This window comes from Paenibacillus daejeonensis DSM 15491 (assembly GCF_000378385.1).
GTDB classification, from domain to species: domain Bacteria; phylum Bacillota; class Bacilli; order Paenibacillales; family Paenibacillaceae; genus Paenibacillus_D; species Paenibacillus_D daejeonensis.
The window spans coordinates 1-11,323 of record NZ_KB899663.1 but is presented as its reverse complement, the minus strand read 5'-3'; the positions used below and the strand labels follow the sequence as shown (position 1 = coordinate 11,323).

10 protein-coding genes and 1 pseudogene are annotated in these 11,323 nt (G+C 53.7%); 5 read left to right on the top strand and 6 right to left on the bottom strand.

Annotation, left to right across the window (positions count from 1 at the left end):
- Positions 1 to 10: 10 nt before the first annotated feature.
- From F556_RS0115350 to F556_RS34140, 6 genes are all read right to left on the bottom strand, one after another.
- Positions 11 to 865 carry an AraC family transcriptional regulator gene (locus F556_RS0115350; protein ID WP_020617863.1) on the bottom strand — a complete coding sequence of 285 codons (855 nt, stop codon included), beginning with the start codon at positions 863 to 865 and terminating at the stop codon, positions 11 to 13.
- A 648-nt stretch (positions 866 to 1,513) separates the two neighbouring features.
- The gene (locus tag F556_RS0115345) at positions 1,514 to 2,119 is read right to left on the bottom strand and encodes a hypothetical protein (RefSeq protein WP_040716756.1); all 606 of its coding nucleotides are present in this window, start codon (positions 2,117 to 2,119) and stop codon (positions 1,514 to 1,516) included.
- A gap of 636 nt (positions 2,120 to 2,755) precedes the next feature.
- Entirely contained in the window at positions 2,756 to 4,150 is a 1,395-nt protein-coding gene (locus tag F556_RS0115335; RefSeq protein ID WP_020617860.1) for a VanZ family protein, read from the bottom strand.
- Between the two features lie 101 nt (positions 4,151 to 4,251).
- The gene (locus F556_RS0115330; protein WP_020617859.1) at positions 4,252 to 4,455 is read right to left on the bottom strand and encodes a hypothetical protein; all 204 of its coding nucleotides are present in this window, start codon (positions 4,453 to 4,455) and stop codon (positions 4,252 to 4,254) included.
- Positions 4,452 to 5,117, bottom strand: coding sequence for a hypothetical protein (locus F556_RS0115325; RefSeq protein WP_020617858.1), 666 nt, complete (start codon positions 5,115 to 5,117; stop codon positions 4,452 to 4,454). Before F556_RS0115325 ends, F556_RS0115330 begins: the two co-directional genes overlap by 4 nt.
- Before the next feature lie 100 nt (positions 5,118 to 5,217).
- A complete protein-coding gene (locus tag F556_RS34140; protein ID WP_020617857.1) occupies positions 5,218 to 6,003 on the bottom strand; it encodes a YheC/YheD family protein in 786 nt (261 codons plus the stop codon).
- 151 nt (positions 6,004 to 6,154) lie between these two features.
- On the opposite strand from F556_RS34140, the gene F556_RS0115315 reads away from it, so the two are divergent.
- The 5 genes and pseudogenes from F556_RS0115315 to F556_RS38585 form a co-directional block, all read left to right on the top strand.
- The gene (locus tag F556_RS0115315) at positions 6,155 to 7,381 is read left to right on the top strand and encodes a phenylacetate--CoA ligase family protein (RefSeq protein WP_020617856.1); all 1,227 of its coding nucleotides are present in this window, start codon (positions 6,155 to 6,157) and stop codon (positions 7,379 to 7,381) included.
- Positions 7,382 to 7,398: 17 nt separating this feature from the next.
- A complete protein-coding gene (sbnA, locus tag F556_RS0115310) occupies positions 7,399 to 8,370 on the top strand; it encodes a 2,3-diaminopropionate biosynthesis protein SbnA (protein WP_020617855.1) in 972 nt (323 codons plus the stop codon).
- 257 nt (positions 8,371 to 8,627) lie between these two features.
- Positions 8,628 to 9,503: a stalk domain-containing protein gene (locus F556_RS38795; protein WP_245583075.1), complete on the top strand. Its 876-nt coding sequence runs from the start codon at positions 8,628 to 8,630 to the stop codon at positions 9,501 to 9,503.
- A gap of 47 nt (positions 9,504 to 9,550) precedes the next feature.
- Positions 9,551 to 10,534, top strand: a complete 984-nt coding sequence (locus F556_RS0115300) for an aldo/keto reductase (protein WP_020617853.1) — start codon at positions 9,551 to 9,553, stop codon at positions 10,532 to 10,534.
- 589 nt (positions 10,535 to 11,123) lie between these two features.
- A pseudogene (locus tag F556_RS38585) lies at positions 11,124 to 11,323 on the top strand (transposase); the annotation flags it as partial.

Here is an 11,323-nt window from a genome sequence, read left to right as displayed (position 1 = left end):
ATGCAGGAAGTTATGATCCCTGTGTTTGCCGTAAGGCCCGCGGCGATTGATGAAAGTACATTTTGAAAGCCCGGGTAAAGGCATACAGATTGGCATAGCCCAGTGAAAGTCCAATCTCGGTTACGGAGGCATCGGTTGTGAGCAACAGCCCCATGGCTTTGTCCATCCGGATTTTCTGCAAGAACTTGATCGGAGACACGCCCGTCTGACTCGTAAAGACTTGGGTAAAATACGAACGGTGTACCCCGGCAAAATCCGCCACCTGGCGGACAGTAATGCCTTCACAGGCATGAAGCATCATGTACTCCTCGCATTTGCGAATCCAGCCTGCCAGCTCCGTCTCATCCGCAGGCTCCTCTTGCAGCAGGTTGGCGAACACCCCGTGCAACAACCCTTGCAGCTCAAGAGCGGATGACGGATGCCAGCGTTGAATCTGCTCCAGCCTACTAATGATTGAGCCCACTGAAGCATCCACCAGCGGTGTAAGAGCGCCTCTGCGGAACGGCACCTCAGCCGATAATCCCGCCAGCGCCAGCAGCCGCCCCGCCCTGTCACCGTCTATGGCCAGCCATGACATCTCAAGCGGCCGCTCCGCCTGAATCATCCGGTACTGATACGATCGGTTTGGAAACAGGCAGAACAGATCTCCCTTACTCAGCTCGATCCGGCCACCTTCATAGTCCAACTCTACTTTTCCTTCCTGCACACAATGGACACTGTAGCATTCGATCCGTTTGGGACCCACCTCATAATTCGGCTTGGCTAGGCACCGCCCCGCCCGCACCGGCCACAGCGAGCCAGCCTTGTCCAGCTCCCCCGGCGTATAATAGATATAATCCGCGTATTCATACTCATATTCTTGCATTTAAGCTACCTCCTTCTTCTACATCTAACAAAATAACATCTTTATTCGTGTTCCTCATGCGAATCTTAAATCAGTCTATTACGAGATTATAATGATAATATGGCTATCATAGTATGAAACTATCGATTCGTAAAGATAACAAAATGATAATAAGTATACAATCATCCTACGGATAAATGTCAGAGATTCATCCGCTTGTGTCTGCCTTGGTGCGCTATTGCGGGCGGATGACGGGCATGCCGACAAATAAAGGAACAAAGGTGCGCTAGAGTGGGCTGACGACGGGTATGCGGACGAATAGAGGAACAAAGGTGCGCTACAGCAGGCGGATGACGGGAATTCGGACGAATAGAGGAACAAAGGTGTGCTAGAGTGGGCTGACGACGGGTATGCGGACCAATAGAGGAACAAAGGTACGCTACTGCGGACGAGTGACGGGCATGCCGACAAATAGAGGAACAAAGGTTAGTTAGACAATAACGGAACATATGCGCCATATCCACCCATCCTAGCGAACCTCCGCTATCTCCACCCAATCGCAGAATTCATATACTTTCTTATCTCATAAAATAAGATCGCCAGCTGCCTGAAAACAAGCAGTTAGCGATCTTAAGATTGTGGAGCCTCACTGGATTCTGAAGCCTGCCTCTAGGAATTCTGCAGCGCATCAGGATAAACAACACTCTGGAACACTTCGCCGCTTGCCTCATCCTTAACGTGGATCGTGACCTTCTGATCCTCCGTCGAAATGCCTTGCATCATCTGGTACATCATGCCCTGAATCCCCATGCCCATCGTGACAAAGCCATCCATGCTACTCTCGTAGGCGGCCTTGTCAACCGTCAGCGTGAACTCGCTATAATCCTTGCTGTAGCTCACGTCTTTGACCGAAGGGAATGAGCCGTCGCTCAGCAGTTCATCCGCATAATCAGCGATGCCGTTCCCTAGCTCCTTAAGCATCTCATCGTGATTGGCTTTGGACATCGTATACGTAACCGAGCCGTCGTCGTTTTTGACTGCTTCCTTGACGCCCTCCTGCTTGGCCTCTGCGATCACCTGATCGATATCTTGTCCTTCAAACATACCGGCTGGCAGTGTGATTTGGACGTCCTTGCCCTTCTTCTCTTTGGAAGCCTGCTCCACTACTGGTGCATTAGCCCCCTGCTGGTTCGCACTGCCGGACGAGTCATTGTTCGCACCACAGCCCGAGACAATAAGCGCTGCCGCGAGCAGGATACCTGCTGCTTTTTTCATTCTGATGTTTCCCCCATACTTGTTGTATTCTGGATGCATAATGCTCCTTCTGTATTTAACGGTTCGGCACAGAGTAAAGTTAAGGTTTAGGCCTCGAAATCTTCTGCTGTGTACGTACGCTGGCAATTAGGGCACTGGAGTGAATAGCTGACTTTGTATTGCTTCATATAGGATAATACGTCCCTGAACCACGTCCACCCTTCTTCCAGAAATTCCTTTTCTTTCTTTCGCTTGAGCCCATGACCACAACCCCTGCAACGATGTTTTTTAAAAAAGTAATGTTTGATTTCTGCTAGATTCAGCTCACCTTCGTAAGAGACTCCAGGAAACTTTTTGGATAGAAAAAAGAATATCCCAATCAGCAGCAATATTCCCATCAGACATAAGTAAAATATTTGGTCGTCCGTCAACGTCATTTGCGTCCTCTTCCTTCGCTCATCATAGTTGAGATACAAATATAATGAATACCAGCATTACGATTACAAACACCAGAAACACCACGGTAGGTGGCGGTTTCAAGCGGGCTCCGCAATGGGGACAGACTTCAGCTGTGCTCGCGATTTGCCCCTTGCACACTTTGCATTCCTCTAGGCGGATTTCCGTTTTTCTCGCGTTCATCATCTTGTGTAATCACCTCTACTTCAGGGCTGGGATATTAATAACGGTTTCCTCGTCATCAAACAAAACATGAAATCGGTAGATGGGCTGTACATACCCCTTGGTATCCATCTCATAATCCAAGTTTACTTCGGTAATGGTTAGGCTATCAAAGGTTCTCCGCCAGCTAACAAATCGTCCTGCTGACAGCTGTTCATAGGCCTCCGCTTCACTAATGATCTCCCCTGTCCGATATGGGCGGAGGAGCAGAACGTCGTTCATGATGCGTTTAATTACACCGTCTGTATGGTAATCAACTTGGAAGTCACCATGCCATATATAACCTCCAACGGGGAGCATGTCTGCAGTAAATAAATACCGGCTGTCATCCAGCGCCTCGAATATCATCTCAAGCGGCAGTTCAATCCCCATTTTCATAAGCGCCTCTCTCACCTGTGCTTCATCTGCATCAACTGCCGCCACTGCCTCATCGGTAATTGGCGTAAAATGGATGTAACGATAATTCATGCCCTGGAAATCAACCCAGACGCTTTGCGCTCGTCCTTCGCTGTAGTAAAGCGCGGAATCATAATAAATATCAATTTCCGCCTCATCCAGTTTAGCTCCTATTCTCTGGAATAATCCTTCTGCCAGAGAACGTGTGTCTTGCTTGCTGCCTACATGAACAGCATAGATGGGTACCTCCGCTAGCTCAGAGCTCATTTCCACTTCGGAAGCAATAGTCACTTCATCCGTGTTATACGATATGACGTAGGCGCTACCGAGATTGCCCAACTCCTGCGTCGCATAGGCTACAAATATGCCGCCAAATGCTCCAATCGTTATCAATACAGGAGTGAGATAGCCCACCACCTTGCCCATACTTAATCGTTTCCGTTGGAACAGATGGATCACCAGCATCCCTAAGCCATAGCCGATCAGCCCCCCGACGGTATTGCCAATCAGGTCATCAGTTTCCAGAACCCCTCTGCCCGTCAGCAACTGGGTCAGCTCAATGAGCAGCGAGAACCCAAATGCCAGTAGTCCAGCAAGCCAGAAACGGCGTAGTCTCGCACTCCAGAGCGGCAGCAAAAAACCAATTGGCACAAACATGAGGATATTTAGGATAACGTTGCGCCACTCTTTGACGGACCAGTAATGCCAAGCCAAACGATAAGAGTGAAAAGGCTGGAGCTGCACACTCTCCACTCCCGGATGCCTGTTCAACAGGACAGCCCCCATCACCACGAATAGATAAAGAAAACTAACAAGGCCTAATCCCAGCTTCCCATACGATAGGGTCCGTTTGCCCCTCAATACCCACTTATAAACGACAAAGTATCCTGCGCCAACGACGAGGATACCCAGTACTGCTATAATCATTCCGCCAAACAAATAATCCCGGGCAATCCCCGTTACATCCTGAAACCGCATGCCTCATCCTTTCTTGGCCAGGCTTGGAACCCTACCAACAAAACAGGTTATAAAAGGAAGCATAGCACGGTTTGGATGAATGTTCCATAAAAATGTTGACCTTATCTCAATCGCTGCGGATTTTTCCGGTGCTGGACAAATTCCCTGCTCATGTAAAATGCCACGCCTATGGACAGCAGCAGCGTGAGCAAGCTTTTTAGATAGCTATCCGCCACAAAAGCGGACAGAATGGCATTGGCCACAAACTGAATCAGAACAAACAGGACAACAAAAAGCATACACGCAATCAATACCGTTTTCGTCATCTGAATCTCCCCTCCCATCTAATGGCCTGACACACAGCAATCCACAACGAGGTCATCAGCATCAGTTCAAAGACATTCGTTGCTGCCGAGCTCTCAATCGGCAGTTCTATAGCGCTTCCTATCAGCATCAGCAAGGTGCCCAGGAACAGCCATGGACTTCTGCGTCTTCGCCACAACACGATACCAGCTGTAAATAAAGGTATGAGTACGAGAATGACCATGATGGGTGGACCTGAGGATTCGGCTGCTGCGTAACGGAGCGCACCGTATTCGTAAACAGGCTCAGCCTCCGTCCCAATCGTTTCGTACAGCAGCTCCAGCACAACTAGGGCCACTGTAAACAACCACGCTGCAGCACGTGCCATTGTCGTTCGCGCCCAACTGCTCCCGGCCCGCACGATGAGATCGTACGCAACCAGCGTCAGCAGCGGCGTAAGGAAAGCATGCGCCCAAAACCGACTCAAGCTTAGGTTTTCCAGCAATGAGCCTTCGCCGATCCAGCGGCCCAGTCCAATCAGCGCGTTATCCCAGACGAGTCCCGCCGTGACAAAAAACAGCAGATACCGCAATCCCGGCCGATCGTCCTTTTTGAGAAGTACCAGCCCCCACACCATCAGGAGTACATACAGCCCTGCAAGAATCAAAAAAAGAATGGAATCCATATACGGCACCTGCCTTCTTGGCTAAGTTGTGCCTTTTATTACCCAGAAGGGAGCGGGCGGCAACAAAAAAGGAGCAGCTTGCGCTCCTCCCCTCAGGACTCTATCTTCCTCGTTTTGCTTTTTTGCAGACCAGCTTGTATCGCTTGCCATAGGCTCTACCGTACCGGACGATCCGCTGAATGACCCGCCGATCCTCCAATAATGTGAATGGTGCTGCGTCCGGACGCGTATTGACCTCCAGAATCCACGGCTTGAGACTGCGGTCAATCGCATAATCCATCCCCAGTTCATTAATGTCAGGTGCAGCACCTCTCAGCACCTCTGCCGTCCGATGAGCCAGTTGGTCCATGCGACGGTATAGTGCTCTGCGACGGGCGGGGGGAGCATGCCGGCGCAGCACACGGTCGGTGCCATAAATCGATCCGCCCTGGCTTCCATTGGTGACGATTTTGCGTGGATGAGCAGCGCGGGTCAGCGTACCTGTCGTCTCCCAGCCACCACGTGGCGCTCGCTGAAACATCAGACGGATGTCAAACGGGCGACCCTTGTGCTTGAGCAGCCGGATTCCTTTTTGCACCACATGGCGCTCGCTGCCCATTTGTTTACGCAAGGACGCATAAGCCTGCTCATACGTAGCAAACCGCCACTGCCGCTCACCCAGCTGATACCGGTAACGGAACTTGCCCCATGCTCCCTTCTCCATTCGCATCACGCCTCTTCCCTGCGAGCCCCTGGCGGGCTTCACGTAGACCATACCGTAGCGCGACAGCATGCGATACAACTGCCGCTTGGTAGCGACGAGCGTGGGCGGGATATGGTCGCGCAGCATTCTCTCCTTCTGCATGAGTAGCGTCTTATTCCATTTGTCTGCAATCCAGCGTTTCATGTCCGGATGCCTCCCATTCTCGTTTTCTATCAGCATACGTTGGAATGGGGCATCGGCTGTAGGCAGTTGACGTTACGGGACATCGCGGAATGCCATATGCTTGTAAGAGAAGCTTTGCCTACGACAATTTTACGAGGAGGCTGGCAGCGAGATGATCCCCCCTTCTACCCTGCACCGGCATCTGGCCCGCATGGCGCAGCTGCACCCCCGTTATGCCGAGCTCCTCACCGAGCTGGGAATTACCATACACACTGCCTCCTTCACTGAGCTGCCACTCCTGACCTCGCAGCGTCTGGAGTCGATCTACTACGGACAAGAAGCGCGCTCCGATGCCGGTCTGACCGTCTACCGCACCTCGGGCACGTCCACCGGCATCAGCCGGGCAATCTATTATTCGCCAGAGGACGAGGTGCACTACCAGCATGCCAAAAAAATCAGCTACCGTGAGTGGCTGCAAGCTACACCTATGCAGACACCGATCAGCAAAGCCTTCGCAGATGTGGGGACCGGTCATGCAGCAAGCACGGCGGTCGACATCTTCTCAGAGCTGGGACTGCAGACGGAATCGATTTCGTTCGCCGAACCGATTCCCGTGCATGTCGAGCGATTGGCGGCTTATCGGCCTGACCTACTCTATACGATGCCATCCATCCTGGAAGGCATTGCCCGGGAGGCCGATGATCCCGCATCACTGGGCATCCGCAAGATCATCCTGGTTGGCGAAGTAGCCTCTCCAGCGTGGCAGGCCAATATGGCAGCCCGCTTTGGCATGAATACCCTCGATATTCTGGACACGTATGGTTCCATAGAAGTCGGGGCGATCGCTGCTTATTCCCACCAGCATAACGCGTACCTGCTGTCTGAAGGGCTCTATGCGGAATCCCTGCCGTCGCAGCAATTGGGAGCGGAGTTTGAGCCGCTGGCAGCGGATGAAGGCGTGCTCGTGCTGACCTCACTTCGCCGCACACTGTTCCCCGTTATCCGGTATGTGACCTACGATGTGATTCGCGACTTACACACCATCGAGGTGGATGGCAAGCCGCGGCAGGCTTTTCGCTGTATCGCCTCTCGCATTGGAACCGAGCTCAAGCACGGGGAGAAGATCAGCTTGTACGATATTGAAAACGTTGTGCATGCGTTCGTTCAGGATGCCGAGCTGCGTGTCCGGGTACGGGACAACAAGCTGGCCGTCTACATCCGCAGCAGCTTGCTCAGGGATGAGCACCTGCCAGCCATCCGGCACAGCATCGAGCACAAGATTCCCGCCATCGGGCAGATGATCGCCGGACGCATGCTGGAGCCTATTGAGGTCATCCGGCTGGCGAACCACGAATCCTGGGCGCAAGGCTCTGTAAAATCCAAAAAACTGTTCTCCTAGGAGGCTCCAGGCTGATCATGACCCAAGACTGGCTTGCCTGTATCGGCAATACACCGCTCGTTCGTCTCTCTCGTCTGTTTCCCCGTGATCGGGGCATCGCCGTGTATGCCAAGCTGGAGATGCTCAACCCGATCGGCAGTACCAAGGATCGCCCCGCCGCACGCATGATTGCTGCAGCGATCGAGCAAGGACTGATCGGTCCCGGCTCAGTGGTCATCGAATCCAGCTCCGGCAATATGGCGATCAGTCTGGCCGCCATCTGCTCCCGGCTGGAGATGCGGTTCATCAGTGTCGTCGATCCCAAGACGACCCTGCAAAATATTCGAATCATGCAAGCCTACGGCGCAGAGATTGAGCGGGTGGAGGAGCCGGATCCGGAGAGCGGCGAGTTCCTGCCGGCCCGTCTGAAGCGGGTGCAGGAGCTGCTGGCGCGAATCCCGAACAGCTATTGGCCCAATCAGTATGCCAATCCGCATAATGTTCTGGCCCACCGGGACGGCACGATGCGGGAAATTGTGTCGGAGCTAGGGCGTGTCGATTATGTCATGGGCGGCGTCAGCACCTGTGGCACCATGCGCGGCTGCGCGGCCTATGTGGAGACGCACAGGCTCGCCACACGAATCGTCGCTGTGGATGCCGTGGGCAGCGTCATCCTGGGTGGCAGCAAGGGCAAGCGGCTATTTCCTGGCCTCGGTGCAGGTATCGTTCCGCCACTGGGAGAAGTGGCGTTTATGGATGAGGCGATTCAGGTTCCAGAGGCTGAGATGATTACGGGCTGTCGACAGCTCGTACGGCGCGAATCCATTCTCGCTGGCCCGTCCTCGGGAGCCGTCGTTGCAGCCATGGGGCGGCTATGGCCAACCTTGCCCGACGGCGCCGTCTGCGTCCTCATCCTCCACGACCGCGGCGAGCGGTACCTGGATACGCTGTATGACGATGCTTGGGTGTCTAGGCATTTTGGCGACACCGTCCTAGCCGAACCGGAGTGAGTCTGATTCGCTGAGCCGCTTGCTGTCTGCAACGTCCGCGTCTTCGCCACCCGTTCAAGCCAGCCCGCCACAAGTCCAGGATTGAGGAGACGGAGTTGCGCCGGGCTCTCCCGTGGCGGTCTGGCATACATATTCATTCTTAAGTCGGATTGCTGATTCAGCTGACCACCTATATAATTGGCCCTATCACTGACTGGCTTCTGCCGGTGATTTCTAGGAGGTAGATTCCCATAAAGACGAACACCACCAGCCATTCCTTGAGATCCACAGCCTTATCCGTGCTTCTGGCCGCCACACTTATTAGTCCCGCACTAGCCGGTGGCGGGACGCCAGTCCATGCAGACACCTTACCCGCTGCCGTACTGGCTTCACCTGCTGCCATCAGTGCGGTCAGCGTCATCATTGATGGTAACCGTCAGAATTTTCGTCAGCCGGCTGTTCTTCGCAATAATCGTGTTCTGGTGCCCTTGCGTGGTATTTTCGAGGGCCTTGGCGCCACTGTGCAATGGGATGAGTCCACGCGTACCGTAAGCGCAACCAAAGACTCGACAACCGTCGTCCTCACAATTGGCCGGTCCTCGGCTACCGTTAATGGACAAGCTGTCGGATTGGACACCCCTGCCCAGATTATTAATGGTGCCACGATGGTGCCCCTCCGTTTCGTATCGGAAACGTTAGGTGCTAACGTCCAGTGGAATGCAAGAACCTCAACAGTCACGGTTAATTCGGGTGGCGGCTCTACCATCCAGCCTCCTCAGGAGGAAGAGCATGCCTTTGTCGCACAGGTTGTTTCGCTGGTCAATCAGGCTCGTAGCGAGGCCAAGCTGCCTGCACTTACGGCCGATTCCGAGCTTGCCCGCGTAGCCTTGGTGAAGGCCAAGGATATGGAGCAGAACAACTATTTTGACCATAAATCACCTACACACGGCTCGCCTTTTGAGATGATGCAGGCCTTTGGCATCACCTACTCCTATGCAGGCGAGAATATTGCCAAGGGGCAGCGTACCCCGGAAGAAGTGGTTAATGCATGGCTGAACAGCCCCGGGCACCGGGCCAACATTCTAAGCCGCAACTTTACGCGGATCGGTGTCGGCTTCTACGAAGGTCATTGGGTACAGCTGTTCACAGGATAGATGATCGAGGTAGAATAGAAGGAGCTTCATACGAGGAGGAGTAGAACATGAACTACCGGGCATTGGGCAGCACAGGGCTGCAAGTGAGTGAAGTGAGCTTCGGCACATGGGCTATTGGCGGCTCATGGGGAGCAACGGAGGATGGAGAGTCGCTTCGTGCGCTGGAGAAGGCGATCGACGAGGGCGTTAACTTTTTTGATACAGCCGATGTATACGGAGGCGGCCACAGCGAGCGGTTGCTGGCGCAGGCCACGAAGAATAAGACGGATCGCGTACATATTGCCACTAAGTTCTGCCGCAGGGGCGATATCCAGGATCCGGCTACGTATGGGGAAGCGCAAGTACGGGCGTATTGCGAGGACAGTCTGCGTAATCTGGGACGGGACGCCATTGATCTGTACCAGATTCACTGTCCGCCCCAGTCGGTGCTGGAGGATGGTCAGGTCTTCGAGGTATTGGACAAGCTCAAGGAAGAGGGCAAGATCCGGGCGTACGGCGTCAGTGTGGAAAGCGTCGAGGAGGGACTGATCTGCCTGCGTAACCCAGGCGTTCAAGCGCTGCAGGTCATCTTCAATCTATTCCGGCAAAAGCCGCTCGATGAGCTGTTTCCTAAGGCACATGCGCAAGGCGTGGGCATCCTCGTTCGTCTGCCGCTGGCAAGTGGGTTGCTGACCGGTAAGTTCACCGCTAACTCGCAGTTTGAGGCGGATGACCACCGCAACTTCAACCGCAACGGCGAGAGCTTCAACGTCGGCGAGACATTCGCTGGCCTGCCCTTCGAGAAAGGTGTCGAGCTGGCGGATCAGCTCCGCTGGATCGGCGAGGCACGCGGCACTATGGCGCGCGCCGCGCAGCGCTGGATCCTCGAATCTCCTGATGTCAGCTGCATTATCCCCGGCTTCAAGAACACCGCGCAGCTGCAGGAGAACCTGATGACCCTGCAGACACCGGGCTTCTCTGAGGAAGAGAAGGAGCGGCTGCACCAGTTTTATACGGAACAGGTGGCTCCGCATATTCGGGGGCCGTACTAAGCCTTGTACGCAGCACCGAGCTTCGCGGGCGGTACCAGGATTCACGCGTGGTGCTGCACCCGGGGTTCGGCAGCATGATGGAGCTCGGACGAGCACATGTCCTTAGAGCTGCGCCGGCCCCGTTCGAAGTGACGACTACAAGAAGCGCTTGGGCTGGTCTGGGCTGGCGGAGCCATCGAACAGGCACCTGTACGTAGCAGACCAGGCTGGGCAGCACATGCTCGATTTAGCTCATGCTGGTGCAGATCATACTGATGCAGATCATGCTCGATTTAGCTCATGCCGGTGCAGATCATGTTGCCGCAGCTCATGCCCGTTTAGCTCAGCTAAGGCCGCCATATTAGGCTTTCACCTGTGATTTGACCATGGCCGCCATTCTAACGGCCACAGATGCAGCTATTTGGGCTTTTTTGCGCCACTCTCTCAGCTAACGGCCATATATGCACCTAATGCCACCGCATCAGAGGAAATCGGCTCTGTGAGGCAGAATAAGTGCTTATATGTGACTGTCGATTTAATGTGAATAACTGCAAGCAAGAGTCTCATTCGCTATAATAGAGAAAAATCACCAACTTAGGAGTGAAGCTCAATGAAAACGAGTGTCCGTTACAAAACCTTTGACCAACTAAGCATTGCAGATCATATGGTCTATTCGAGGTTACCCCGGCACCCGTTTTGGAGCGCGATCGAAGAAAAGATTGATTTCACCTTTGCTGATGCACTATGCGCTTTTCTCTACTCAGGGCGTGGACAGCATCCCTACGCCCCTTCGTTGAAACTCAAAATTCA